Raw genomic sequence first — 26,448 nt, forward strand, 5'->3', positions numbered from 1 at the left:
CCGTCCTGGCTGGGCCGAGGAGCGCAGACGTAGGCGGATCAGGGATCGCGCTTGTCTGAGCGAAGCGAGTTTGCGCGAGACCCCGCCGTAGTCGAGCACCGCAGGTTGCCCGTAGCGAAGCGTAGGGACCCAGACTGCGGGTCGCCTTTCTTTTGGGTACTCTTCTTTGGCGAAGCAAAGAAAAGTGCCTCGCCGCCGGGCGACCCCGGCCAGCAACCCTCAGCAAAGGGCACGCCACCGGAGCTCCGGCAGGACTCAAAAAAGGTTTGTCGCCTGGGGAACAAGCAGTCGCCCCGTCGACTGCTAGGATTCCGGTAATGAACCGCCGCCACTTCCTAGCCGCCACCACGATGACCTTGACCGGAGACTTCGCAATGGCCGACCTCCCCAAAGTAGCTTCGCTGGACGACGCCCTGCGCTGGCTGGACACGCTGGACAAAGCAGCCAGCGTCAAAACCACGGGTCAGTGGCCCATGGTTTCGGTGCTGGAGCACATGGCGCAAAGCGTGGAGATGAGCCTGGACGGTTTCCCGCAGCCCAAAAGCGCTTTCTTCCAGAACACGGCCGGCGCGGCGGCCTTTGCTTTTTTCAAGTGGCGCGGGCAGATGAGCCACAGCCTCAGCGAGCCGATTCCCGGCGCGGCGGCCCTGCATCGCGAAGGCGACTGGAGGCCCGCCTCCACGCGGCTGCGCGCCGCCATCGAACGTTTCACACGCCACCAGGGACCGCTCAAGCCGCACTTTGCCTACGGCGCGCTCGACAAGGCTGATTTTTCGCGGGCCCATGCCTTCCACATCGCCAACCACCAGGATGAGATCGTTGTAGTGGCGCGCTAGCTTAATAGCCGCGTCTTCTTCAAGGGGCGGGACTGCCGTTTCGCGCGCCGCGTTTCTTCTTTGCCTGGTTTTTCTGCCGGCTCTCGAGCAAAGCCAGCAGCCGGTGCTCGGCGGCGTAGAGGCGGCGAATTTTTTTACCGGATTCAAGCTTGGGCCACAGTTCCGCCATGGCCTGTGCGTCTTGCGCCAGTTGGCCGCCCAGCTCCAGCACGGCCGGGTGGATATACGATTTTTTGCAGACCGCCGGCGTGTTACCCAGAAGCCGCGCCACTTCCTGCAGAACCACTTTTGCGTTGAAACCGCCTTTGGCCGCCGCATCACTATTCGTGCCGTTTGCGCCGCAGGCCAGGCGCGTAAGTTCCAGCGCCTGCACCGTGCCATGCCAGGTGCGGAAGTCCTTCGCGGTGAAACGCTCGCCGTCCGTTTTCCCGCGGCCTTGCGCGATCTCGGCCAGGTAGTCGTTGACATCGCCTGAGCCCACCGCGCGAAGCTTGCCGTCCTCATCTTCATACTGGAACAGCAGCTGCCCCGGCAGTTGCTGGCAACGCCGCACCACGGCCGCCACCTTGGGGTCGTCCACCTTGAGGTCCTGCATCACGCCGCTTTTTCCGCGAAAGCGCAGCAGCAGGGTCTTGCCGCGCACGCCGGCATGCGGGTTGCGCAGCGTGGTCAGGCCGTAGGAGCCGTTGTCGCGCGCGTACTCGTCGTTGCCCACGCGCACAAAGGTGGTGTCCAGCAGGCGCACCAGCGTCGCCAGCACCAGGCTTCGGCTCACGGGCGCATTGCGGCGCGGCGCCAGGTCGCGCGCCACCCGGGCGCGTATGCGCGGCAAGGCCTTGCCGAAGGCCAGCAGCCTTTCGAACTTGCTGTCGCCGCGCAAGGCCTGCCAGTCGGCGTGGTAGCGGTACTGCTTGCGGCCGCGCGCGTCATAGCCGGTGGCCTGCAGGTGGCCGTTGGGCCGGGGGCAGATCCAGACCCGCGTGTAGGCCGGTGGGATCGCCAGCTTGTGGATGCGGCGGATTTCTTCCGGGTCCTGGATCCATCGGCCGGCGGCGTCGCGGTAGCGGAAACCGCTGCCGCGTTTGACGCGGGTGAGGCCGGGCATGTCATCGCTGACATACACCAGGCCCGAGCCTTTGAGTTCGGGCGCCGCAGCGGCTTTCGCAGCGGGTGGGCTGGCGGAAGGAGAGGGTGTTGGGCCGCGGGGCATAGGCCTGCATTGTGCGAAGCGCCGCGAGGCCCGGGCTGTAGGACCCAGCCGCTTTGCGCGGCGGGCCGGAAGCGGCTTAGAACAGCTGGTCGGTGGTGTTCGCTTCGGCACCTTCAGAGGCGTTCGCAGGCTTTTTCTCGTCGGGCAGCGGCACCTCGTCGGCGCGCGCCAGGGKGGCCGCGCGCACGCCCAGCAGGCGCAGCTTTTTCTCGAGCGGGACGCGCTTGAGGCACTGGCCCGCCAGGCGGCGAATGGTGGCGCCGTCGTCGGTGTAGCTGTCAGCGGTCTGGTCGCGCGTGGCGATCTTGAAGTCGTCGTAGCGCAGCTTGATGCCTATGGTCTTGGCCACATAGCCTTTGCGCCGCAGGTCTTCGCCCAGCCGCACGCACAGGTCGGTGAAGATGGCGCCCAGTTCGGCCTTGTTGCGCACCGCGTGCAGGTCGCGGTCGAAGGTGGTTTCGCGGCTCATGCTGACCGGTTCGCTCTCGGTCACCACCGGCCTGTCGTCGCGGCCCCAGGCGGCCTCGTGCATCCAGGCGCCGGTGGCCTTGCCGAAGTTGTCCACCAGCCAGCCCGGATCCTGCGCGGCCAGTTCGCCGATCGTGTGCACATGCAGCTTTGCGAGTTTTTCACCGGCCTTGGGGCCTATGCCGTTGATCTTGCGTACATGCAGCGGCCAGATCTTTTCCTGCAGGTCGGATTCGTAAACGATGGAAATCCCGTTGGGCTTGTTGAACTCGCTGGCCATCTTGGCCAGCAGCTTGTTGGGCGCCACGCCGACCGAGCAGGTCAGGCCGGTCTTTTCAAAGATCGCTTTCTGGATCAGTCGCGCCAGCACGCGCCCGCCCTCGCGCTGGCCGCCCGGCACGTCGGTGAAGTCGATGTAGACCTCGTCCACGCCGCGGTCCTGCATCAGTGGCGCGATGTCGGTGATGGTGCTCTTGAAGAGCTGCGAGTACTTGCGGATTTCCGAGAAATCCACCGGCAGCACGATGGCCTGCGGGCACAGCTTGGCCGCCTTCATCATGCCCATGGCCGAGCCCACGCCGAACTGCCGCGCCGCATAGGTGGCCGTGGTGATCACGCCGCGGCCGACATAGTCTTTGAGCAGTGGGAAACTTTCGACCGGGATGAAGCGCAGCGCGCGCTCGCCCTGCGCGGCCCGCAATTCCTCGTCGACCTTGCGCCAGCCGCCGCCTATGACCACCGGCAGGCCCTTGAGCTGCGGGTAGCGCAACAACTCGACGGACGCGAAAAACGCGTCCATGTCGAGGTGGGCAATGCGGCGGATCTTGGATGCGGGGGAAGGGGACGGGGCGCTCACCCGGCAAGCATAGCAATTCGCAACAACCTGGGCGCGGCCGTTCCGACACGATTTGGCCCTATTTGGCCCACATTGATCCCAGGCTCCGGGATCGGCCAAAAGAGCTTCACCGCGCAGGGTGACAAGTCGCTCAGTGGTCGTGGTGCAGGTAGCGCGCCTCGCGCGGCAGGCGGAAGGCCACAAGGAAGGCCAGCACCATCATGCCGGTCACGTACCAGTAAAACACCGTTTCATGGCCCAGCGATTTGAGGCCCAGCGCCACATACTCGGCCGAGCCGCCGAAGAGGGCGTTGGCCACCGCGTAGGCCAGGCCCACGCCCAGCGCGCGCACCTCGGGGGGAAACATCTCGGCCTTGACCAGGCCGCTGATGGAGGTGTAAAAACTCACGATGGCCAGCGCCAGGATGATCAGCAAAAAGGCGATGAAGGGACTGTTCACGCTCTGCAGCGCCGTCAGGATGGGAACGGTGCACAGCGCACCCAGCGCGCCGAACCACAACATGGAGGCGCGCCGGCCAATGCGGTCCGACAGCATGCCGAACAGCGGCTGCATCAGCATGTAGACAAACAGCGCGCCCGTCATCACCGCGCTGGCGGTTTTCACCGACATGTCGGCCGAGTTGACCAGGTACTTCTGCATATAGGTGGTGAAGGTGTAGAAAATCAGCGAGCCGCCGGCCGTGTAGCCCAGCACCGTGAAGAAGGCCGCCTTGTGATTTTTGAACAGGCCCGCCAGGCTGCCGGCCTCCTTGCTGGCGCGGGACTGGGCGCTGGAGGTTTCCTCCAGCGAGCGGCGCAGGTAGAGCGCGATCACCGCGGCCATGGCGCCTATCACGAAGGGAATGCGCCAGCCCCAGGCGCGCAGCTCGTCCTCGCTCAGCAGGAACTGCAAAACCACCACCACCAGCACGGCCAGCAGCTGGCCGCCGATCAGCGTCACGTACTGGAAGGACGAGAAAAAACCGCGCTGGCCTTTGAGCGCAACCTCGCTCATATAGGTGGCCGTGGTGCCGTATTCACCGCCCACCGACAGGCCCTGGAACAGCCGCGCCAGCAGCAGCAGCGCCGGCGCCAGCGCGCCTATGCTGGCATAGGTCGGCATGCAGGCGATGGCCAGCGAGCCGGCGCACATCATGGTCACCGAGATCACCATCGAGGTCTTTCGCCCGCGTTTGTCGGCGATACGGCCGAACAGCCAGCCGCCGATCGGCCGCATCAAAAAGCCCGCGGCGAACACGCCGGCCGTGTTCAGCAGCTGCGTGGTCGGGTCGCTCGAGGGGAAGAAAGCCGGTGCGAAATAAATCGCGCAAAACGCGTAGACATAAAAGTCGAACCATTCGACCAGGTTGCCGGACGAGGCGCCGACGATGGCAAAGATGCGCTTGCGGCGCTCTTCAGCGCTGTAGGGATGGGGAGTGGTCATGAAGTCTGCCTTGTGTTTTGCAAAGGTGCACCGGCAACGCCGGTCGGCTTGTGAGGCTGCGGGCGCGCAGCCGTGCCGATGTGGGCTCTGGGGTTTTCAGGCCCCCGGCTGTTCAGGCCTCCGGCCTTGAAGGCTCCGCCTCGCGCTGAAAACACCGGCCTGGGCGAACGATCCGTGCACTGGAATGCTTAGTTGGGTAAGGGTTTTCCATTATGCCCATGGGGCTTTCGGCGCGCTCCCAGGCAAATATTTCCCCTGCTAATTACTTAGAGGACTTCTAGAATCCCGCCTTTGCCCAAAAATAGCGCAAGCCTGCCCGTGAAGCGACCCAGCCTGCACCCCACCACAAGACGAGGAAAAGACGCGATGAAGCGATGGATCAAATGGACCGCCGGTGTGGTGGGTGTCATCGTGCTGCTGCTTGGCGGCACGGCCGTGGTCGGAAGCCAGATGGCCGAAAGCAAAAGCCAGCGGCAGGTCAAGGTCAGCGTGCAGCCGGTGGCCATCCCCGCCACCGCCCAGGCGTTGGAGCGCGGCGCCTACCTGTACAACTCGCGCGGCTGCGCCGACTGCCACGGCGCCGGCGGCGCGGGCCGGGAATTCATGAACGACGGCAAGGGCATGCGCCTGGCCGGCCCCAACATCACGCCCGGCGAGGGCAATGTGGTGGCGCGCTACACGCCCGAGGACTGGGTGCGCACCCTGCGCCACGGCGTCAAGCCCGACGCCCGCCCGGTTTTCGTGATGCCCAGCGAAGACTACAACCGCCTGACCGACGAGGACCTGGGCGCGCTGGTCGCCTACGTCAAGGCTCTGCCTCCGAAACTCGGCGCCGCCGCCGTGCTGGACCTGCCCCTGCCGGTCAGGGTGCTTTACGCCTTTGATGCCATCAAGGACGCCGCGCAAAAAATCGACCACACCCTGCCACCCGCCAAACCGATTGCCGAAGGCGTGACCGCCGCGCATGGTGCCTATGTTGCCAATATGTGCATAGGCTGCCACGGCGCGACCTTGGCCGGCGGCAAGATTCCCGGTGGTCCGCCCGACTGGGCGCCCGCCGCCAACCTGACACCCGGCGACGGCAGCGCCATGCCGCGCTACAAGGACGCGGGCGTCTTTGTCGCCATGCTGCGCAGTGGCAAGCGCCCCGACGGCACGCCCATCACCGTGATGCCTTTTGAATCGCTGCGCGCGCTCAACGACGTCGACGCGCAGGCGCTGTATGCGTATCTGCAGACGGTGCCGGCCAGGCCGTTCGGGCAGCGGTAAGCACGCGTAAACGGCCGCCGGAGGCCGTCGCGCTCTGGCATCATGGCCGGCTTGCCAATCCCTCTTATCGAAAGTCAACGCCATGCCCTCCCATGCCACCGGAAGTTTTGAAGTCAATCTTGTGCCGCAATCGCTGGCGAATGCCGATGCCGGCCCGCTGATGGGGCGGCTGTCCATCAACAAGACTTTCAGCGGCGACCTGCAGGCCACCAGCAAAGGCGAGATGCTGAGCGCCGGCACCGCCGTCAAAGGCTCGGCCGGTTATGTCGCGATGGAGCGCGTGACCGGCACGCTGCACGGCAAAAGCGGCAGCTTTGTGCTTCAGCACAGCGGCACCATGAACCGCGGCGCGCCGCATTTAAGCGTCAGCGTGGTGCCCGATTCAGGGACCGATGAACTCACAGGCCTGAGCGGCACGCTGAGCATCCAGATTGCCGACGGAAAGCATTCGTATGCGATGGAGTATGAGATTGCCCCCTTACCCGCCTGATACAGCCCAAGCCGCGCCTCGCAAAGCACCGAATCGCAATACTCCCGCATCTCGACAATCCTGCCGCCTGAAAACCGGTAGATGAGGCAGTACTCGTTGTCGCAGGTTTCCCCCGCCATGGTCGTCATGGCGCCGCGCGCCTCCACGATGACATGGTCTCCGTCCGCGAAGATGTGCAGCGGAATGGTCCGCGAGCCTTGTTTGACCAAGCTGCGGACATAGCCATAGGTCGCGCATCACGGCCTCCTTGCCCGTGAAGCTGCGGGACCAACTGTACTGTCCCGTGACGCGCATGACGACGTCGTCGGCAAGGGTGGCTGCGAAGAGCGCACCCTTGCCGGTTTCGAGCTCGGCAAAGATCGCTTGCACCAATTGCTTGTTGGCCTCGGCCGAGATGTTGTTTCCTCTAGGCTCATCAGGCCACGGTGATCACGGTTTCGGCGTACTCGCTGGGCACAACCAGGCCACGGCCCTTGCCGACGTCGAGTTCATTGAGCAATGCCAGGATGTCGCGCTCCAGCGCCGCCTGTTTGCCCGCATCCAGTGCGCCGAAGGCCTTGTGGGTTGGGCCGTAGAAGTCGCGGAACACCTGCACAAAATGCGCGGCCGAGCGGTAGCGGAACGAGAACATCTTGCGCTCGACCTGGATGTTGCTGGCACGCGGGCCGAACAGCGAGACCAGGTGCGCCTCGGTGCCCCAGAGCGCCGGCGAGCGAACACCCGCGGGCGGTGCCACATGGGTGCCGATGATCTTGAACAGTCGGCCGATGAAGCCGTCGGGCGTCCAGTTGGCCATGCCGATGCGGCCGCCCGGGCGCACCACGCGCAGCATCTCGCGCGCGGCGCTGGCATGGTCGGGCGCGAACATCACGCCGAAGGTCGACAGCGCGACGTCGAAGCTGCCGGCCTCGTAGGGCAGGGCTTCCGCGTCGGCGACCTCGAAGCGCACGGCCAGGCCTTCGGCGGCGGCGCGGGCTCGGCCCTTGTCCAGCAGGGCCTGGACATAGTCGGTCGAGGTCACCTCGGCAAAACGCCGCGCCGCGGCCAGCGTGGCGTTACCATTGCCTGCCGCGACGTCCAGCACTCGTTCGCCGGCGCGCACGTCGACCGCTTCGGCGAGCGTCTCTCCCACGATTTGCAGCGTGGTGCCTACGATGGTGTAGTCGCCGCTGGCCCAGGTGGCTTGCTGGCGCTGCTTGATCGCGGCATAGTCCGGTGCGGCGGCCGGTTTTTCGGGGGTGGCGGTGATGGATGTCATGTTGGATACCTTTGGAGGGGATGGATGCCGGCATAGGGCTTGCCGGTGTGTCCATGGTCGAGGCCGGCCCCGTTTGGCGCTTGACCCGACGTCGCCACGGCTTGACCGAAAGTCCGCCATTGAATCCGCCATTGCGGCGATACCAGCGCCATGAGCGCGCTCGACCCCCTCTCCGACGTGCTGCGCAGCGTGCGGCTACGCGGCTCCGTCTTCTTTCACGTCAGCTGCCGCGACCAGTGGTCGGCGCAGGCGCCGCATTCGAGTGAAATGGCGCCGGTGCTGATGCCGGGCGCCGAGCATGTCATCGAGTACCACCTGTTCCTCAAGGGCGAGGGCTGGGTGGCGGTCGACGGCGAGCCGCCGCTGCGCATGCGCGAGGGCGACATCGTGATGCTGCCGCATGGCGACGCGCATGTGGTGTCCAGCGCGCCCGGCCTGGCGCCGGCCGAGCAGGACGACTGGCTGTTCAGGATGCGCGACGACCCCAAGCCCATCCCCATCACCTACCGCGGCGGCATGTTCGAGGCCGGCCTGGGCCTGCCGCTGGAGGACGCCAGCACCGTCATCCTGTGCGGTTTCATCGCCTGCGACCTCAAGCCTTTCAACCCGCTCATCAACGCCTTGCCAAGGCTGCTTCACCTGCCCGCCGAGGGCGTAGGCGCCTGGGTGGCGCCCATGCTGGAACAGGCGGTATCCGAATCCGTCAACCGACGCCCGGGCGGCGCGGCGCTGCTGCAGCGGGTCAGCGAGATGGTGTTTGTCGACGGCGCGCGGCGCTACCTGGATTCGCTGCCGGAGCAAGCCCGGGGCTGGCTGGGCGCGCTGCGCGACCGCCAGGTCGGCCGCGCCATCACGCTGATGCACGGCGACCCGGCCCAGCCCTGGACGCTGGAGGAACTGGGCAGCCGTGTGGGGCTGTCCCGCTCGGCCCTGCACGAACGCTTCGTCACGCTGACGGGCATGGCACCCATGCAGTACCTGACCAGCTGGCGCATGCAGTGCGGCGCCCGCCTGCTGCGCGAAGGCCGCCTGAGCGCGGCGGCGATCGCGCTGGAAGTCGGCTATGACTCGGAGGCGGCGTTTTCACGCGCCTTCAAACGCGCGACGGGGCAGCCGCCGGGGGCCTGGCGGCGGGGGCAGTTGCAGCCGGGGTGAAGCGGCAGTCCGCCGAGGCCAGCCACGCCTCAGTAAGTACCCGGCACAAAGATGCTGGTGTCTACCGCCTTGATGTCCGTGCGCCCGCAAAAAGCCATGGTCAGGTCCAGCTCTTTGTGGATGATCTGCAGCGCCTTGGTCACGCCTTCTTCACCCATGGCGCCCAGGCCGTAGAGGAAGGCGCGGCCTATGTAGGTGCCCTTGGCGCCCAGGGCGACGGCCTTGAGCGCGTCCTGGCCGGAGCGTATGCCGCCATCCATGTGCACCTCGATCTGGTTGCCGACGGCGGCGACGATCTCGGGCAGGCAGGAGATGGAGGACATGGCGCCGTCGAGCTGGCGGCCGCCGTGGTTGGAGACGATCAGCGCGTCGGCGCCTGAATTGACGGCGAGCTTCGCGTCCTCGACGTCCTGGATGCCCTTGAGGATCAGCTTGCCGCCCCAGCGTTTCTTGATCCATTCCACGTCGCCCCAGTTGAGCGCGGGGTCGAACTGCTTGGCCGTCCACTCCGAAAGCGAACCCATGTTTTCCACGCCCTTGACGTGGCCCACGATGTTGCCGAAGCCGTGGCGTTTCGTGCCCAGCATGCCCAGGCCCCAGCGAGGTTTGGTCATGAGGTTGAGGATGGTGGAGAGCGTGGGCTTGGGTGGGGCGCTCAGGCCGTTCTTCAAATCCTTGTGGCGCTGGCCGAGGATCTGCAAATCCAGCGTGAGCACCAGCGCCGAGCAGTTGGCCGCCTTGGCGCGGTCTATCAGGCTTTCGATAAAGGCGCGGTCCTTCATCACGTAAAGCTGGAACCAGAAGGGATGGCGGTCCGTGCCTGCCGCGACGTCTTCGATGGAGCAGATGCTCATGGTCGACAGCGTGAAGGGGATGCCGAATTTTTTGGCGGCGCGGGCGCCCAGGATTTCGCCGTCGGCGTGCTGCATGCCCGTCAGGCCCGTGGGCGCGATGGCGACCGGCATGGCAACCGGCTGGCCGATCATGGTGGTCGCCGTGCTGCGGTTTTCCATGTTGACGGCGACGCGCTGGCGCAGCTTGATCTTCTGGAAGTCGCTTTCGTTGGCGCGGTAGGTGCTTTCGGTCCACGAGCCGGAATCGGCGTAGTCGTAAAACATGCGGGGCACCCGCTTTTTGGCCAGGACGCGCAGGTCCTCAATATTGGTGATCACGGGCACGGCGATAGTCTCCTCAGTTGCCCAATGCTAAGGGTTTGGGCCGCCAGCCGATTGAATAAATTTTGGCGGGCCTCAAATTATTTCAATACGGGGCGCCGGCCCCGGCCAGGGCCGTTCTCTTACCAGCTCACCAGTTTTACCAGCTGCCGGAGGCGCCGCCGCCGCTGCTGGAGCCGCCCGACGAACTGCGGCTGCTGGAACTCGAGCTGGAGCTGGAACTGCTGCTCGATGAGCTGCCGCCCCCGCTGCTGGTGCTGACGCTGCCAGGGAAGAAACCAAACAGCAGGGCCAGCCCGGCCGCAACCCCGGTGGGCAGCCAGGATTCCCAGTCAAGAAAGAGCAAGTCCGGCTGATTCTGGAAGGCCACATAGCCCACAATGCCGGCCACCACGGCGCAGCGCACGCCAAACTCCAGCAAGCTGCGCTTCCAGGCCATGTAAGCACCCGCGCCGACCAGGCCCAGCAGCAGGCAGCCGATGGCGCCCCCCGCGGCATAGAGCAGGCCCAGCCCGAAGGTCTTGGCGCCCACCACAAAGGCAGTGCCGACCATCAGGCACACCACCAGCGCAAAACCACCGGTAATCCTGCGCACCGTGCGGGAGCGGCCGCAGCCGAAACCCAGCGCGAACGCCAGCGGCACCGGGAAAGTGAGCAGGATGGCCGCGATGCCGGGACTCTTCAGGGCAAGCGCCGCCACCAGGGGCATCGCGGCGAGCACGCCGACCGTCAGCTGCCACTTCCAGCGGTAGAGCGCGCGGGCCACACCCACGGCGAAACCCCACAGCAGTGACGCAAAAAACGCCCAGCCAAAATGCGTGACGCCACCGGGACTCGCGTCTGGGGGCTCAATGTCGCCTCGCAGCAGCGCCCCGATGTGGCTGATGGCCGCTTCCAGTCCGCCGCCGTAGTCGTTGCGCTTAAAGCGCGGCTTCATGTCCTGGTCGATGATGCGGCCCGCCAGCACGTCTGGCACGGTGCCCTCGAGGCCTTGGCCCACTTCGATGCGCATGCGCCTGTCCTCCAGCGCCACCAGAATCAGGATGCCGTCATCGCGCTGGGTGTCGCCGAGTTTCCATTTCTCGAACACGCGCGTGGCGTATTCCTCAATGGAGTCTTCACCCGTGGTCGGCAGCATAAACACGACCACTGCGGCCCGTGTGTCTGCTTCGATCGCCAGGATCTGTTCGTTCAAGGCCGCGATCTGTGCGGTGTTCAGCGTGCCGGTGGTGTCGAGCACGCGCGCGCTGTAAGGCGGCACCTGCACGTGCACCTGCGCGGCGTCGGCGGGTGCGGCTACCTGCGCAGCATCGGCCTGTGCGGCATCGACCGGTGCGGCGATCTGCGCGGCACGGGCCGGCGCCGCCAGGGCAGGACCGGCCGCCAGCACACACAGCGCCACCCACAGCACAGCCAGGGCCCGGGAGAGGCGCCGTGTGCCGGGTGAAGAAGGGAACGGCAGGGCGGGTTGGGGATCAGGCATGGCGGGCGCGGTGGTCTCGATGATGTCGATGGTGCCGGATAGGGGGTGAAGGTCAGCGTGCCGCAGCTGTGCCGCCGCGCGCGCTGGCTTCGCGCACACCAGCGCCGCGCACTTCGAACTTGATCTCGTCGGCGACCTTGCCGCCGGCATCGACCAGTTGCACCACATGCCGGCCCGGCCAGGGCAGCCACTGGGCCTGCGGCCCGCGCGCGAACTCCTTGCCGTCCATCAGCCAGCGTGTGCCGCGGCCTTCGGCGCTGAAGCTGATGCGCTGGTGTTTGGGCGGGATGTCCGGGTCCAGCGCGATGATGGTGCCCGAGGCCGGCGCGGTGATGCGCGGCGGGGCGTCGGGCTCGGTCGCGGCTTTTTTGGCGGACCTTGAGGCTTTGCTGGGGCGGGCATCGCCGGCCGCCGAATTCGAGGCGAACACCGCTTGCTCGGTGCCCTGGATAAACCACTCGCTGCGCGCCGCCTCCAGCGGCGTGCCGCCCTGGGGGCTGAACTGCGTGCGGCTTTGCACCAGGCCGGCGGGCGGTGCCGGCGCGCGGCTGCGCTCGGTTTTATGCAGGTAATTCATGAGCGCCGCCCAGATGGGCGCCGCGCCGCTGGTGCCGCTCACGTCCCACATGGGCGCGCCGCTGGCGTTGCCCACCCACACGCCCACGGTGTAGCGCTGCGAGAAACCCATGGCCCAGTTGTCACGCATGTCCTTGCTGGTGCCGGTTTTGACGGCCGTCCAGAAGCGCGTGGCCAGGATGCTGTCGGTGCCGAAGGTGCGCGCGCGCGCCAGCGGGTCGGCGATGATGTCGGTCGCGATAAAGGCGGCGCGTGGGTCCAGTGCCGGCCTGAACACCGGCTTGGGGTTCTTCGCGAGCGAGGGCGCGCTGTAGCGCCCGCCGTTGGCCAGCGTGCGGTAGGCGTTGGTCAATGCCAGCAGCGAGACCTCGCTGCTGCCCAGCGCCAGGCTGTAGCCGTAGTAGTCGCCCGATTCCTTGAGCGGCAGGCCTACGGCCTTGAGCTGCTTCTGGAAGGCGTCTGGCGAGACCATGACCAGGGTGCGCACGGCCGGCACGTTGAGCGAGGCGCCCAGCGCGGTGCGCGCCGACACCAGGCCCTTGAACTGCCGGTCGTAGTTCTGCGGGATGTAGAGGCCGCCGGCCGTCTGGATCTGCGAGGACGAGTCCTCCAGCAGCGAGGCCGCGGTGATGCGCCGCTCGGCCATCGCCTGCGCGTACAAAAATGGCTTGAGCGTGGAGCCCGGCTGGCGCAAGGCCGTCACGCCGTCGACCTCGGCCGCGTCGCTCAGTTCACCTGAGGAACCGACCCAGGCCAGCACCTCGCCGGTGGCGTTGTCCAGCACCACGATGGCACCGTCCTCGACGTGGCGGCCGCGCAGTTCGCGCAGCTGCTGGGTCAGGGTTTGCACGGCAAAGCGTTGCAGCGGGGCGCGCAGGGTGGAGCGGACAGTCTGGCTCCTGGAATTCGGGGCGCCCTCAACCCCGCCCTCTGCCGGGGGGAGTGGGAGCAAGGCGGATTCGCCGCGTTCAAGGCTGTTGCCTCCCGTCCCTTTGGGAGCGGTTTGGGCTGAGGCCGCGCGAAGCGCCAGCAGCCTGCGCGCCAGGTGCGGCGCCACCCCTTCACTCGCATCAAAGGCTTTTCGCTGCAACGCGGCCGCGGCAAACAGATCCAGCCCCTCGCAATCCACTTTCGCCGGCGCCTGCATGATCTTCAAGACGCCGCAAGCCCGCTGCGAGACCTGCACGGCCTTGGCATTGGGCGCGCGCACCAACGCGGCCGCGATCGCCGCCTCACGCTCATCCAGCCCGTGCGCGGCTTTGCCGAACAGCGTGCGGCTCAGCGCGTCTATGCCCACCATCTCGCCGCGAAAAGGCACGAGGTTCAGGTAGGCCTCCAGGATCTGGTCCTTGCGCCAGCGCGCCTCCAGGATCCGGGCCGACACCGTCTGCCCGACTTTCTGTGTGAGGCTGCGCCCGCCCGCGCCGGCACGCCAGTCTTCGTCCATCAGCCCGGCCAGCTGCATGCTGATGGTGGAGGCGCCGCGCGTCTTGGTGTTCCACAAATTGCCCCAGGCCGCGCTGGAGACCGCGCGCCAGTCGACACCGCTGTGCTCGTAAAAACGCTTGTCCTCGCTGAGCACCAGCGCCGTGCGCAGGGCCGGCGACACATCGGGCAGCGCCACCCACTGGCCGCGCCGCACGGCGCTGTCGGTGCGCAGGCGCTGGAGGACTTCGCCGTTGCGGTCCAGCACGACGGTGTCGGAGGGCTTAAAGTCGCGCTTGACTTCGTCAAAGGTGGCGACGGCATGGGCGGCCGAACTCACGCCACCTGTTAGAAACAAGATCAGTGCCAGGCTGGCGAAGACACGCGTCGGCTTGCGATTCATCGCTTGGTGCAAAGTTTCAGGTTGGTCCGGGTGGCCCGCACCACCGGCAGGTACATGTCGGCATCGGTCGGCGGGTAGTTTCCTTTGATTTCCTCATCGGACAGCGCGGCATCCGGGGCCAGACCCTGCAAGGTCCGGATGCAGCCGGCGCGGTCACCCAGTTTGAACTGCGTCAGGGCGAGGTCGTTCAATATCCATCCCGATTCGGTCCAGAAGAGGAACTGTTTGCACTGCGTGGCAACCGGTTCGATCGTGGCCAGGGCGGCACTGTAGTTCTTGGCGACGTATTCTTCCTTGAATTTTTTCCGGGAAGCCCGGATGCTCTTGCTCACGCAAAGCGGCGGAGGCTTGCGGTAAAGCCCTTCAAACCAGGCCCGCATGCCGCAAAAATCCCTGCATGCGTCGGACTCATTGGTCGCGACGTTGACGTTCTGGCCGTCGGCTTTGAAACTGACCTGGCACGCGGATTTTTCCAGCTTTGATTTGCCGTTGGTGATCACGCCATCCAGTTCACAGATGTGGCCGTTGGCGCCTATGGTTTCTATCCTGAACTTCCCGCGGGGCTGAACCTGCAGCGTTCCCCACGCCCCGTCGCTGATCACATATTCACCCTCGGCGGGCGTGCTGAACTGCGCCAAAGCCAGGTTGGCGCCCAGCAGCATGAAGGCGTGAACCGCATAGAAGGCAAGCTTCACTTCGCCGCCTCCACCTTCACCCGCGCATTCGGCGCCTCGCCAAACATCTCGGGCGCATACATGGCTTCCACGCGGCTCGGCGGCAAGGCGAAGTCGCCGACATTGTTCAGGCGCACCGTGTATTCCATCTTTACCACGCCCTTGGGCAGGTATTCGTAGTAGCTGCGGAAGGCTTCGAAGCTGCGCTCTTCAAACGCAGGCCAGCCCGCGCCGGTCTTCTTCTCGCCACCGGTCGCGATTTCGGAATCGCGGCCCAGGCCACCGCCCAGGATGGTCGCGCCGCCGGGCACCGGGTCACTGATCACCACCCAGGTCATGTCGGCGCTGGCGTTGACTTCCAGCGAGATGCGGATCACGTCGCCGCGCGTGTAGATGCCTTTGACGGCCTGCTCCACGGGCGTGATGGTCTTCTTGATCTGGTAGCCGGCGTTGAAAGGCGCCTTCAGCTGCACGGCCGCGATCGACTGCAGCGTGAGCCAGGGCTTGCCTGGCCCCTGGTGCGTCACCGTCAGCGTGTCCTTGGGCGCCGTGCCCCAGGGCAGGAACATGCTGTTGTTGCGCAGGTTGCCTGGCGAGGCGGGTGCACCGAAGAAGGTGGTCTGGTTGGGCGCGCCGGCCGCGTGGGTGGGCTTGACGCGGTCGACCTTGGCCCAGTCCACGCTGGCCGCGGCGGCTGCCAGCGTCGCCTTGGTCACGCCGGCTACCGGCGTGGCTTCAAACCTGGCCGAGAACTTGTCGAGTGCCAGGCCGCCCCAGAGGTTGGCCGTGGTGGTGTGCCAGGCGCCTTTTTGTTGGCGCGCGATAAAGCCGTTGGCCAGTCGGCCCATGTCGTCCTTCCAGGCCGGGTCGTCCATCACGGCCAGCATCAGGCGCGCGGTGTTGACGTCGCCGTTGGTCATCAGCCACCACCAGTAGTCGTCCTTCTCGGTGCTGAAGACCAGCTTGGTGCCCTGGAAGGACAGGCGCGAACGCAGCACCTGGTTGGCTTCGGCGATGCGCTGCTCGCGCTGCGGCACGTCGGCCACGCGCTTGAGGATGTTGAGCCAGTCGATCACCGCGTGGGTGGGCCACTGGTTGGGCGCGATGGTGATGCTGCCCAGCATGCGGCCCTGGGCCTTGCCGTAGCGCGACAGCGCCTCCAGCGCGGCCAGCTTGCGCACGTCCAGGTCCTTGCGCGGGCTCCAGAACTCGCGCTGGATGCGGCCTTCCACAAAGGCGATCAGGCCGCGCTCCATGGGGGCGCGCGCGTCGTCGGGCAGGGCGAAGGCCGGGTTGATGCCCGAGGCCTCATGCGTGGCGGCCAGCAGGTAGGCCGTCAGCGCATCGCTGCCGCGACTCGCTTCGCCGTCGCGCGGCGGGAAGTAGTTGGCAAGGCCGTCGCTGTCGAGGTAGCTGGGCAGCTGCGCCAGCACGGTCTGCCACAGCTTGGCGTCGCGCAGGCCTACCGACTTGCTGGTCTTTTGCTCCAGGCAGATGAAGGGGTACATCGCGAAATAATCACGCACGCCGTCCATGCCTTCGGCCAGCTTGGGCTGCAGCGACATCTTCAGGCCGCCGCGGCCGGGCAGGGCGTCGGCCGGCGGGTTCACGTCCAGCGTGAAGCTGCCGTCGACCTGTACCAGCGTGGCCTGCTGCACCGTCAGCGGCACGGCCGGGATGATGCGCTGGCGCGCCTTGAGGCCGTCGCGCGCGCCGGTGATCGTGTCTTTCGCCTCGATCTCCCACAGGATGGCTTCGGCGCGCGTGAACGCCAGCTGCGCGGGCGCGGTGACCATCCAGGCCACTTCGCGCGCTTCACCGGCGGGAATGTCCACGGTCTGCGGTTTCAAGTCGAGCAGGGTGGCGCGCGGGCTCACTTCGACCTTCATCGCCGCCTTGGTGGTGTTGCGCAGGGTCAGCTGCGCGCGGAACTGGTCGTCCTCGCGCACCAGCGGCGGCAGGCCGCTGATGATCTGCAGGTCTTGCGTGGCGCGGATGGAGGTCTGGCCGGTGCCGAACAGGCCGGTGCCGGCGTCGGCCACCGCGACGATCTTGAAGGTGGTCAGCGCGTCATTGAGCGGCACCGTCACCACGGCCTGGCCCTTGGCGTCCAGCACCACGTTCGGGTTCCACAGCAGCAGGGTGTCGAGCAGTTCGCGCGTGTTGCTGCGCCCGCCGCCGCCGCCGGCCGCCACGGCTTTGCGCCCGTAGTGCCTGCGGCCGATGATTTCCATCTGCGCGGTCGAGGTCTCCACGCCCCAGGAGCGGCGCTGCAGCATCGCGCCCAGCAGATCCCAGCTGTCGTTGGGCATCAGCTCCAGCAGCGCCTGGTCCACCGCGGCCAGCGCCACTTCGGCGTTGGCGGCGGGTTGGCCGTTGGGCAGCTTGGCCGTGATGGTGATCTTGGCCTGGCCGCGCACGGCGTAGCTTTCCTTGTCGGCCTTCACGCTCACATCGAGCTGGTGGGCCTTGGTGCCCACGCGGATTTCGGCCACGCCCAGGCGGAAGGCCGGCTTGCTCAAGTCCACCAGCGCGGTGGGCGCCACGTATTCGCGGCCTTCGTACCAGAAGGAGGTCCACCATTCACGCGGCGCCTTGTAGCCCCAGGTGAAAAAGCTGTACCAGGGCACTTCGCGCAGGCGGCCGCGCAGGGCCAGCACGCTGACGTACACATTCGGGCCCCAGCCATCCTTGATCTGCAGGTTGACGGTAGGGTCCTGGCCGTTGAGCTGCACCACCTGGGTCTCGATGACGCCTTCGCGCTCGATCGCGACGAGCGCCGTGGCGAAGCGGAAGGGCATGCGCACCTGGAACTTGGCCATCTCGCCGGGCTGGTAGCTTTTCTTTTCGGGCAGCACGTCCATGCGGTCATGGTCTTCGCCGCCGAACCAGAGCTCGCCCTGGCGCGTGACGTAGACATTGCTGGCCGCCTGTATGGTGTTGCCGTCCTTGTCTTTCGCGGTCACGATCAGTTCGACCTCGCCCGGCTCGCCGAGCTTGGTTTCGCACAGCAGCAGGCCGCGCGAATCGCTCTTGCCGCTGCAGACGCTGCCGAGGTCTTTGGTCTCGGTCTTGTTGTCGTAGGTGTAGAAGCCGCCCACCATGCGCTTGCGGCTGGTGGTGGTGATGCGCGCCACGGCCCTCACCTCAAGCGATACGTCCGGGGCGACCTTGCCCGCCAGGTCCAGCGCCAGCGCCTGGAACTTGATCTTCTGGCTGGAGGAAACCCAGCCTTCGGTCTTGATGCCCGCTACCACGGCGGCCGGCCAGACGGTGGAGACGCTGCGTATCGTCTGCACCTCGCCGTTGGGGTCGGCGTAGGTGGCTTCCATCAGCAGCTCTTGCGGCTGTCGGTGCGTGGGGATGTCGTTGATGGTGAGCTTGCCCGCGCCGTTGCGGTCCAGCGTCAGCGGCAGCTTGTCGGCGATCACGCGCTGGTCCTGCGAGGAGGTGGCTTCTTCGTCGTCCGACCTGGCGGCCTGGTCGCGGTTGATGCGCGGCGGCATGAAGTTGAATTCTTCGTAATCGCTGTAGCTCAGCGATTTGGCGCGCACCAGCGCCGACACGCGCACCGGCAGGTTGACGGCGCCGCCGCCCGAGACGTAGTTGATCTGCACGTCGGTCGGCACGGACTTCACGTTGATGAGGGCTTTTTTCTCGGACGGGTTGATGCGCCCTTCGAGCACCGGCAGGCGGAATTCCTCGACACGGAACTGACCGCTGGTGAAGCTGCGGGCACGGTTGCCGCGGCCGTTGCCGCTGTCGTTCGGGGCCTTGAGCTGCACTTCATAGACGCCGAGCTTGGCGGCCGGCGGGATGGCGAAGGTGTTCTCGGCGCTCAGGCCGCCGGTGGCCGTCTTGCGCCAGCTGATGGGCTGGGTATATTGCTGGCCGCTGCCCACATGGGTGACGACCAGCGTGGCCGGCGTGGCCTCGGGCAGGCCGAAGCCCTTGCTGGTTTCGGTGCGCAGTAGGTGCTTCATCGACACCGTTTCGCCGGCGCGCAGCAAGGTGCGGTCGAATATCGTGTGCGCGCGCTCGTCGGGCATGGCGCTGCGGCTGGTGGGCACGTTGAAGCGCCAGGGCTCTATGCCCTTGTGCCAGTCGCTCCAGGTAAAGGCCAGGTCTTCGACGCCGGCAACCGTGCTGCGGGCGCTGACAAAGTAGGCGTCGCGGGAGTCACTGCCCGCGCAGTGCGGCGGGTCGGACGAGAGGCCGGCGAAATTCGCGATGCCCTGCGCGTTGGTCACGGCCTTGGCGACTTCGGTGCCGTTGCAACCCGACACGCGCACCGTGGCGCCCGCCACCGGCATGCCCTTGTCGAGTGTGGTGACCCAGGCCAGCGAGTTCTCGCGGCCCAGCTTGAAATGCACGCCCAGGTTGGTCACCAGGGCCGAGGTGCGCACATACATGGTCCGGCTTGCGCCGTGGCGTTCGTCCAGCAGCGAGGAGCCGAGTTTCTGCGAGGCGATCTCCACCACGTGGAAACCGGGCGCCAGCGGGATGCCGACGACCTCAAAGGGGCGCGGGTCGCCGCCCACGGGCTTGGGCAGGTCCAGCGTCTTCACGCCGGCCTGGCCGCCCAGCAGCGACAGCATGCGCGACTGCACATAGTCCTTGCCCTGCGAATCGAGCGCCTTGGGCAGCGGGCCCTTGACGTCGGCGGCGGCCGCTTTGCGCGGCACTTCGTACTCGTCGTAGCGCTGCACCTTGCGGAACCAGGCAATGATGTCGGCGTCGGTGCGCGGCTGCAGGTCGCTGACCTTGCCGGCCGGGGCGCCCGGCGCCAGTCCCTTGACCTGCAGGGCCGCTTCCACATTGCGCAGCGTCACCGGCAGCAGGGCCGGGTCACCGGGCTTGGTGTTGGGTTCGGCAAAACGTTCGACGATGCCGAAGGGAGATGCGGCGAATTTTGCCAGCGGCGGCATCGCGCCCGTGGCCACCTTCAGCGGAAAGCTGTCGGCATTGCGCAGCGTGCGGCCCGAAGCGTCCTTGAAGTTGCTGGGCAGTTCCAGCGAGAACTGGGCCTGTTCCGGAAAGATGGGCTTGAAGGTCAGGTTGGTGACCACGTTGTCGCCGTCGCTGTTGCCGTCCTCGAAAGAGGGCTTCAGCGTGTCCTTGTCGCCCTTGAGGCGGATGCCTTCGGCCAGCTTGCGCGGCACCGGGGCGTTGAAGTTCAAGGTCATGGGCCGCATCGGCAGGCAGGCCGACTGGGCGTTCTCGCGCTCGCAGGTGAAGGAAGCCGAGAAGGGCTCGCGCACCTGGAAGTTGTAGCGTTTTTCGACCGAATTGGGCACGCCGCTGGGGGTGCTCACGCCCTTGCCGTAGACCAGCTGCACCTTGGTGGCCGGCGTCAGGCGGCGGTTGCAGGCCAGCGTGACATAGCGCAGCGGTTCCCTGGCCGCGGCCTTGTCCTGGCCCTGCGACTTGAGCAGCTCCTCGCGCTCCTTGCCGTCGATCAGCTTGACGGGCACACGCTCGCCCAGGCCTTCGGCCGCGCACCAGACGTTGTCGCGGATGCTTTGCAGCGTGGCCGGGCCGTTGAGCTGCAGCAGGAAATACTGCTCTTCGTCGATGCGCTCATAGGTGCCGGGGCGCAGGTTCTGCACAAACGGGCCGCCGGTGTTGAATTTGTAGGAAGCCGGGCCGGCCACGGGCTGGCTTTTGGGCGACTTGAAGGTGCCGACCACGTTCAGCGAGCAGCTCACGCCCGGCGGCAGGTCGTTCTCGAACTCGAAGGCCCATTCGCGCTCGCTGATCCAGCGGCCCGAGCCCTTGGTGGCCTGCGCGTCGCTGCAACTCAGCGACAGCGGTGCGGGCGCTTTCGGGTCGCCGAAATTGACGGCCCCCTCATCAAACTTGGCGACCACCTGCCGCACCCGCGCGATCTCGCCCTGGGGCGAAAGGCTGATGATTTGCAGGGCATGGGCATGCAGCGATACCGCCGCGATCAGTGCCAGGGCGGCTTTTTTCATTGTTTGGCTCACGGTTTCCTTCTCCTTCGGGAAGCCAGAGCGTAGCTGATTTGTATGTAACAAAATGCAGCGGCGACCGGGAAAAATGCCCCCAAGCCGGGGCTTGGGTGCCGGCCGGCGCGCCGGCCCTGGAAAGCACGCCAGCGCAGGGGATTGTTTTGGTCGCGGCTATAGTGGCCACAAATACGACAGGGACAACAGGGGAGGCCTCGATGCGGACACGTTCACAAATTGCAGGGCGCTGGGTGGCCGCCGGGATGGCGGCATGCGCATTTCTCGCCGCACCGGCTCACGGCCAGATCAGGCAGACGAGCCCTGAGGCACAGCTTGCCTGCCAGGTGTTTGACCAGGCCAGCGGAATGCGGCCGGTGCTCGCATCCGCGCGGGCCGGCGACGCTGAAGCCTTTCCGAAACTCCAGCAGCACATGGACGCGCTGCGAACACTGATGGGTGGCAATCTCCCGCCGTCTCTCGACCGTCTTGCGCCTCTCGTGGGCGGTATGGGGTATTCGGCGAAAATTCTTCTTGAGAAGCCCCATGTCCTGCCGACGGTGCAGAACGGCCTGCACGATGTGATTCGCGAGTCACTGGTCCTGGTCAGCCAGGCCCAGGAGGTGGCGGCGAATGAACGCAAGGGCCGCCAGTCGACTGCGCGCGTCGCGGCAGCGCAGCAATTGCCAATACTGCTCGACAGCCTCGCCAGGAATGCCGGAAAGGTTGCCGCCGCAGAAATGTCCCAGGAGGCCGTTTTCGATTTCGGGCGCAACCTCAATGACATCAGGACATTGACGAGTGCGCTGACAGTTGGAAACGCCGAGCTCAAGATAGCCGCGGTCAGCAATGCGCAGCAGCGTGTCCGGCTGCAGAAGCTCACGGAGGATTTCGCTCCGATCTGGGCAAGCGCAGGCCAAGCGCTGGGCAATTTGCAGGCGTACGTCACAGCGGACATTGCCATCAACCACCTCCAGAAGGCGTCGTCCGAGCTGGTAGCCGGTGTGCTGGGCGTCTGCTACGCACCGGGAATCCGTGTCGAGCCGCGCGGCTAGGGGCCGCGAGCGCTGTGTTTGGATTGTCTCCAACCTATGGAGTGAGTGATGAAAAAATATCGAACTTTTGCCGGCGCCTGTTTACCCTTTGTGCGCGGCGCTTGCATGGTGTGCTTGCTGGTGCCTGTGCTCTCCTGGGCCGGCGGCGCGGAATTCGCGTTGCGCTGGAGCAGCGGCGGGCCGGCTTCCGCGGATGAGGCGGTGACGCTGATGGGCCTGGAGGGCAGCCGCAAAGTCACGGAGTATGAGGTCGAGTACTTCACGGTGCTTGCACCTCCGGTGCCCGCAAACCCGCCGGCGATCGGCAGGCGGCGGACCCGGTCCGACGGCAAGGTCGAACTGACGCTGAAATACCGCAGTCCGCAAGCCTTTGACAGCGGCTTTGACACGAAGGCTGCCTGCGCGCTGGGCAAGGATACGAACGTCAAGGTGGAGACCGACATATCAGTGCTCCAGACGCTTCAACCCGGCCGGGCCTATTCGGTGTCCTGTGAGCGTGAAACGAAGAAGAAGGTACTCGATTTCCCTGAGGCCATGCGTGCGACATCGATGGGATGCAAGAATCGCATGAAGCGCGTCACCGTCGGCGTGTTCAAGGTGGAGGAGTGGCAGCTTCCCCAGGGCCGGCTTATCGAGGTGTCGATGCCGGGGAGCGACACGCCACAAGATTTGGCGCTCTTCATGGCAAAGGTCAAACCCCTCCTGGACAAAGGCGTGGTGCTCGTGGATGGCAGCAAGTCCCAGGCGGGGAGCAGTTGCAGCTAGGTTCTGTGAACGTCCTGCTGAACACAGGACCTCACATCATGGTTTCTTTATCTGCGTAAATCTGCGAAATCTGTGGAGAAAGAAATCATCCGCAGATGACACAGATTTGCGCAGATTAAAAACAGGGCTGCCGGGGCCTCACGCGGCCAGGGCCGGCCTGGCGGTGCGCGCGGCGTCCCGGCTCAGCTGGAACACCGAGACCGCGCGCGACAGCTGCACTGACTGCTCGTCCAGGCTGGCCGCGGCCGCGGCGGCCTGCTCCACCAGGGCCGCGTTCTGCTGCGTGGCCTTGTCCATGTGCGAGACCGCCTGGTTGACCTGGTCTATGCCGCTGCTCTGCTCGCGGCTGGCGGCGGTGATTTCGCCCATGATGGTGGTCACGCCCTGCACCGACTGCATGATTTCCGTCATGGTCTGGCGCGCCTCGCTGACCAGGCAGTTGCCCAGTTCCACCTTTTTGACCGAATCGCCTATCAGTGACTTGATTTCCCTGGCCGCGCCGGCCGAACGCTGCGCGAGGCTGCGCACTTCCGAGGCGACCACCGCGAAGCCCTTGCCCTGTTCCCCGGCGCGCGCGGCTTCCACCGCCGCGTTCAATGCCAGGAGGTTGGTCTGGAAGGCGATGCCGTCGATCACGCCGATGATGCCCGCGATCCGGTTCGCCGAATCGTGGATGTCGTCCATGGTTGCGCCCACACGGGCGACCGCATCGCCGCCCCTGGCCGCCACCTCGGAAGCCGACACCACCAGCCGGTTGGCTTCCAGCGCGCTGTCGGCATTCTGTTTCACCGTCGCGGAGAACTGCTCCATGCTGGCGGCGGTTTCCTCCAGGCTCGAGGCATGGGTTTCGGTGCGGCTCGACAAATCCATGTTGCCCGCGGCGATCTCGCTGGTTGCGATACCCATGGACGCCACGTTGGCGCGCACGTCGCCGATGATGGCGACCAGGTTCACGTTCATCTGCTGCAGGGCGCGCAGCAACTGGCCCACGTCGTCGCCGCGCTGCGTTTCCAGCTTGCCCGACAGGTCGCCGCCGGCGATGGTACGCGCGGCCCGGGTGGCGGCGCGCAGCGGCAGCACGATGCCGGTGTGCAGCGAATAAGCCGTCCACAGCGCGCCGGCCACGCCCAGGGCGGCGGCGCCGGCAAACCAGCCGGCCGCGGCGCCGTCCGATGCCGTGATGCCGGCCCAGCCCATGCCGGTATACAGCGCAACCATCGCCAGCAGCGCGGTGCCCATGCGCGCGCGTATCGATACATTTTTCAGCGCGGCAAAGGCGCCGGCCAGGCCGGTGCGCATCGCCCGGCCTTGCCGCAGGGCGATGCCGTCCGCCTGCCCGGCCATGATGCGGCGGTAGAGCTGGTCCGCCGCCTCGACCTGCGCCCGGCTGGGCTTGTTGCGCACTGACATATAGCCGGTGGCCCGGCCGTTCTCCATGACCGGCGTGACGTTGGCGTTGACCCAGTAGTGGTCGCCGTTCTTGCGCCGGTTCTTGACCATGCCGGTCCACGGGATGCCGTCCTTGAGCGTGTCCCACAGGTCGGCGAAGGCTTCGGGCGGCATGTCCGGGTGGCGCACCAGGTTGTGCGGCGCGCCCAGCAACTCCTCCTCGGCGTAGCCGCTGACCTCGACGAAGTAGGGATTGACGTAGGTGATCCTGCCTTTCAGGTCGGTCTTGGAGACGATGGGCTTGCCGTCCTGCATGGCGTATTCGACATCGGTCACCGGGAGATTGCTGCGCACGGGTTTTTCCTTTTTTTGGGGGCATGGCGGCGCGCTCCACCTCGGGGCGCTGTCCGATGCGAAAAGTTTACGGAGGGCGGGGCGTGCGGCCCTTGATCCAGATCAACGCGACCGGCGGGCGGTGTAGGCTACGCCCATGGATTCCCTGATCAGCGCTTCCTCGCGCGCGCTGGCCGCGGGTGACGCGCTGGGCGCCCTCAAGCGGGTGGCCCTGCGCGACGACCCGCCGGCGCTGGCCTTGCGCGGCATTGCCATGGCCCAGCTGGGTGAGCACCCGCGTGCGCGTGAACTGCTGCGGCGCGCGGCCCGGGGTTTCGGTGCACACGAAGAACTTTCGCGCGCGCGTTGCGTGGTGGCCGAGGCCGAGGTGGCGCTGGCCATGCGTGACTTTGCCGGCTCGCCGCGCGCGCTGGCGGCGGCCTCGGCCACGCTGGAGGCGCATGCCGACCATGCCAATGCGCTGCAGGCCTGGCTGATCACGGCGCGGCGGTATTTGCTGCTGGGCCGGCTCGACGAGGCCAGGGCCGCGCTGGCGAAGCTGGACGCGCGCGGCCTGCGGCCTTCGCTGAGGGCGGTAGCCGAGCTGACCGCGGCCGAGCTGTCCTTGCGTTCACTCCACGTCGGCGAGGCGCGCATGGCGCTGGCACGCGCGCAGGCGGCGGCCGAACGTGCGCAGGTGCCTGCCCTGCAGGCCGAGGTGGCGGAGGCGCGGGCCGCGCTCGACAGGCCCGCGGCGCGGCGGCTCACGTTGGGCGGCGAGCAGGCGCTGCGGCTTGACGAGGTGTCGGCGCTGCTGGCCTCGGACGCGCTGGTGGTCGATGCCTGCCGGCACGGGCTGGGCGCCGGCGAGCAATGGCGGCCGCTGGCGCGCCGGCCCGTGCTGTTCGCGCTGGCCCGCGCGCTGGCCGAGGCCTGGCCCGGCGATGCCGAGCGCGAGGCCTTGATCGCGCGCGTGTTCCGCACCCGGCACCCGGATGAAACCCACAGGGCGCGCCTCCGGGTCGAGATAGGCCGGCTGCGCGCGATCGTCAAGCCGCTCGCGGCCATTGAGGCGACCGGTCGGGGTTTTATCGTGAAGCCGCTGGGCGGGCGCGACGTCGTCGTGCTGGCGCCACCGCTGGACGGTGACCAGGCTTCGCTGCTGGCGCTGCTGTCCGACGGCGCGGCCTGGTCCACCTCGGCGCTGGCGCTGGCGCTGGGGGACAGCCAGCGCACGGTGCAGCGCGCACTGGCCGAGCTGGAGGAGGAGGGTCGGGTGCGCTCCCTGGGCCGGGCGCGGGCGCAGCGCTGGCTGGCACCGCCGCTGGCCGGATTCACGACGATCTTGTTACTCCCCGCTTCGCTGCCGATTGGATAGAGTTACTTCCATGGCGCTGATTCACGGCGCGACAAGGAGCAGCGATGACAGGCAAGACCCTCAAGCAAACCCCCGAGCCCAAGGCCCGCCCCGCCGAGATCGTGCGCGAATACGGCTTCCCCGGCGTGGATGACATCGCCGGCGTCACCCATGACGGCCAGCGTGTCTGGGCTGCCGCGGGCGCGAAACTGATCGCCTTCGACCCCGCCAGCGGCGAGCAGACGCGCACGCTGGACTGCGCGGGCGACGCCGGCACCGCCTTCGACGGCAAACACCTCTACCAGATCGCCGAGTCGCGCATCGACAAGATAGACCCGGCCACCGGCAAGGTGGTGGCGACCATCCCGGCGCCCGGCAGCGGCAGCGACTCGGGCCTGACCTGGGCCGAAGGCAGCCTGTGGGTCGGCCAGTACCGCGACCGCCGTATCCACCAGGTCGACCCGAAAACGGGCGCCATCCAGCGCACGATTGAATCGAACCGCTTTGTCACCGGCGTAACCTGGGTGGACGGCGAACTCTGGCACGGCACCTGGGAGGGCGACGAGAGCGAGATCCGCCGCATCGACCCCCAGAGCGGCGCCGTGATGGAGCGGCTCCAGATGCCGCCAGGCGCGGGCGTCAGCGGGCTGGAGTCCGACGGCGCCGACCTGTTTTACGCGGGCGGCGGCAAGAGCGGAAAAGTCCGCGCCGTGCGGCGGCCCAAGAGAGCATAGCCCGCCTAGGCCGCAGTGAACACAGCGCGCAAGGCATAGGCCGCCGCGCTGGCAACCCCCTTCGGTCCCTGGACCGATACCGAGCGCACCTGTTTCCAGCACGGGTCGGGCAGCGCTTTGACCGACGCAACGCAAACCAACCCTGAAA

General features: G+C 66.7%; 18 protein-coding genes and 1 pseudogene. 8 read left to right on the forward strand and 11 right to left on the reverse strand.

What is annotated here, in order from left to right; genetic code table 11:
- Positions 1-317 precede the first annotated feature (317 nt).
- Positions 318-836, forward strand: coding sequence for a DUF1569 domain-containing protein (locus tag AC1D1F_RS20490; RefSeq protein ID WP_477676096.1), 519 nt, complete (start codon positions 318-320; stop codon positions 834-836).
- A 19-nt stretch (positions 837-855) separates the two neighbouring features.
- Here the strand turns inward: AC1D1F_RS20490 and AC1D1F_RS20495 are convergent, their stop codons facing one another.
- The 3 genes from AC1D1F_RS20495 to AC1D1F_RS20505 form a co-directional block, all read right to left on the reverse strand.
- Positions 856-2,046 (reverse strand): DNA topoisomerase IB, encoded by a 1,191-nt coding sequence (locus AC1D1F_RS20495; RefSeq protein ID WP_477676097.1) that lies wholly within the window; start codon positions 2,044-2,046, stop codon positions 856-858.
- 76 nt (positions 2,047-2,122) lie between these two features.
- Positions 2,123-3,313, reverse strand: coding sequence for a Y-family DNA polymerase (locus AC1D1F_RS20500; RefSeq protein ID WP_477700816.1), 1,191 nt, complete (start codon positions 3,311-3,313; stop codon positions 2,123-2,125).
- 187 nt (positions 3,314-3,500) lie between these two features.
- Entirely contained in the window at positions 3,501-4,793 is a 1,293-nt protein-coding gene (locus tag AC1D1F_RS20505; RefSeq protein ID WP_477696263.1) for an MFS family transporter, read from the reverse strand.
- A gap of 366 nt (positions 4,794-5,159) precedes the next feature.
- Between AC1D1F_RS20505 and AC1D1F_RS20510 the strand changes: the two genes are divergently transcribed.
- Together AC1D1F_RS20510 and AC1D1F_RS20515 are read left to right on the forward strand one after the other, a co-directional pair.
- A complete protein-coding gene (locus tag AC1D1F_RS20510; protein ID WP_477676118.1) occupies positions 5,160-6,062 on the forward strand; it encodes a c-type cytochrome in 903 nt (300 codons plus the stop codon).
- 82 nt (positions 6,063-6,144) lie between these two features.
- Entirely contained in the window at positions 6,145-6,552 is a 408-nt protein-coding gene (locus AC1D1F_RS20515) for a DUF3224 domain-containing protein (protein WP_477676099.1), read from the forward strand.
- A gap of 59 nt (positions 6,553-6,611) precedes the next feature.
- Here the strand turns inward: AC1D1F_RS20515 and AC1D1F_RS20520 are convergent.
- Both AC1D1F_RS20520 and AC1D1F_RS20525 read right to left on the reverse strand, forming a co-directional pair.
- A pseudogene (locus AC1D1F_RS20520) lies at positions 6,612-6,761 on the reverse strand (hypothetical protein); the annotation flags it as partial.
- A gap of 206 nt (positions 6,762-6,967) precedes the next feature.
- Positions 6,968-7,810 (reverse strand): class I SAM-dependent methyltransferase, encoded by an 843-nt coding sequence (locus tag AC1D1F_RS20525; RefSeq protein WP_477676100.1) that lies wholly within the window; start codon positions 7,808-7,810, stop codon positions 6,968-6,970.
- Between the two features lie 150 nt (positions 7,811-7,960).
- Here AC1D1F_RS20525 and AC1D1F_RS20530 point away from each other — a divergent pair, with 150 nt between their 5' ends.
- The gene (locus tag AC1D1F_RS20530) at positions 7,961-8,965 is read left to right on the forward strand and encodes an AraC family transcriptional regulator (protein WP_477696262.1); all 1,005 of its coding nucleotides are present in this window, start codon (positions 7,961-7,963) and stop codon (positions 8,963-8,965) included.
- 29 nt (positions 8,966-8,994) lie between these two features.
- On the opposite strand, the gene AC1D1F_RS20535 is transcribed toward AC1D1F_RS20530, so the two are convergent.
- The 5 genes from AC1D1F_RS20535 to AC1D1F_RS20555 form a co-directional block, all read right to left on the reverse strand.
- Complete coding sequence (locus AC1D1F_RS20535) at positions 8,995-10,143, reverse strand: alpha-hydroxy acid oxidase (RefSeq protein ID WP_436153521.1); 1,149 nt, start codon at positions 10,141-10,143, stop codon at positions 8,995-8,997.
- A gap of 136 nt (positions 10,144-10,279) precedes the next feature.
- Entirely contained in the window at positions 10,280-11,623 is a 1,344-nt protein-coding gene (locus tag AC1D1F_RS20540; protein WP_477676102.1) for a TPM domain-containing protein, read from the reverse strand.
- Positions 11,624-11,675: 52 nt separating this feature from the next.
- Positions 11,676-14,027 (reverse strand): transglycosylase domain-containing protein, encoded by a 2,352-nt coding sequence (locus tag AC1D1F_RS20545; RefSeq protein ID WP_477676103.1) that lies wholly within the window; start codon positions 14,025-14,027, stop codon positions 11,676-11,678.
- On the reverse strand, positions 14,024-14,722 hold the full coding sequence (locus AC1D1F_RS20550) for a hypothetical protein (RefSeq protein ID WP_477676104.1): 699 nt from the start codon (positions 14,720-14,722) through the stop codon (positions 14,024-14,026). Before AC1D1F_RS20550 ends, AC1D1F_RS20545 begins: the two co-directional genes overlap by 4 nt.
- Positions 14,719-20,676, reverse strand: a complete 5,958-nt coding sequence (locus AC1D1F_RS20555; protein WP_477696261.1) for an alpha-2-macroglobulin family protein — start codon at positions 20,674-20,676, stop codon at positions 14,719-14,721. Before AC1D1F_RS20555 ends, AC1D1F_RS20550 begins: the two co-directional genes overlap by 4 nt.
- A 212-nt stretch (positions 20,677-20,888) precedes the next feature.
- Here AC1D1F_RS20555 and AC1D1F_RS20560 point away from each other — a divergent pair, with 212 nt between their 5' ends.
- Both AC1D1F_RS20560 and AC1D1F_RS20565 read left to right on the forward strand, forming a co-directional pair.
- The gene (locus AC1D1F_RS20560) at positions 20,889-21,722 is read left to right on the forward strand and encodes a hypothetical protein (protein WP_477696260.1); all 834 of its coding nucleotides are present in this window, start codon (positions 20,889-20,891) and stop codon (positions 21,720-21,722) included.
- Between the two features lie 48 nt (positions 21,723-21,770).
- Complete coding sequence (locus AC1D1F_RS20565; protein ID WP_477676106.1) at positions 21,771-22,487, forward strand: hypothetical protein; 717 nt, start codon at positions 21,771-21,773, stop codon at positions 22,485-22,487.
- 138 nt (positions 22,488-22,625) lie between these two features.
- On the opposite strand, the gene AC1D1F_RS20570 is transcribed toward AC1D1F_RS20565, so the two are convergent.
- Positions 22,626-24,230 (reverse strand): methyl-accepting chemotaxis protein, encoded by a 1,605-nt coding sequence (locus AC1D1F_RS20570; protein WP_477676107.1) that lies wholly within the window; start codon positions 24,228-24,230, stop codon positions 22,626-22,628.
- Between the two features lie 136 nt (positions 24,231-24,366).
- Between AC1D1F_RS20570 and AC1D1F_RS20575 the strand changes: the two genes are divergently transcribed.
- Together AC1D1F_RS20575 and AC1D1F_RS20580 are read left to right on the forward strand one after the other, a co-directional pair.
- Complete coding sequence (locus AC1D1F_RS20575) at positions 24,367-25,587, forward strand: helix-turn-helix domain-containing protein (RefSeq protein ID WP_477676108.1); 1,221 nt, start codon at positions 24,367-24,369, stop codon at positions 25,585-25,587.
- 44 nt (positions 25,588-25,631) lie between these two features.
- Entirely contained in the window at positions 25,632-26,300 is a 669-nt protein-coding gene (locus AC1D1F_RS20580; RefSeq protein ID WP_477676109.1) for a Vgb family protein, read from the forward strand.
- Positions 26,301-26,448: the final 148 nt, after the last annotated feature.

It is taken from the genome of Polaromonas sp. P1_H6, from assembly GCF_056405195.1.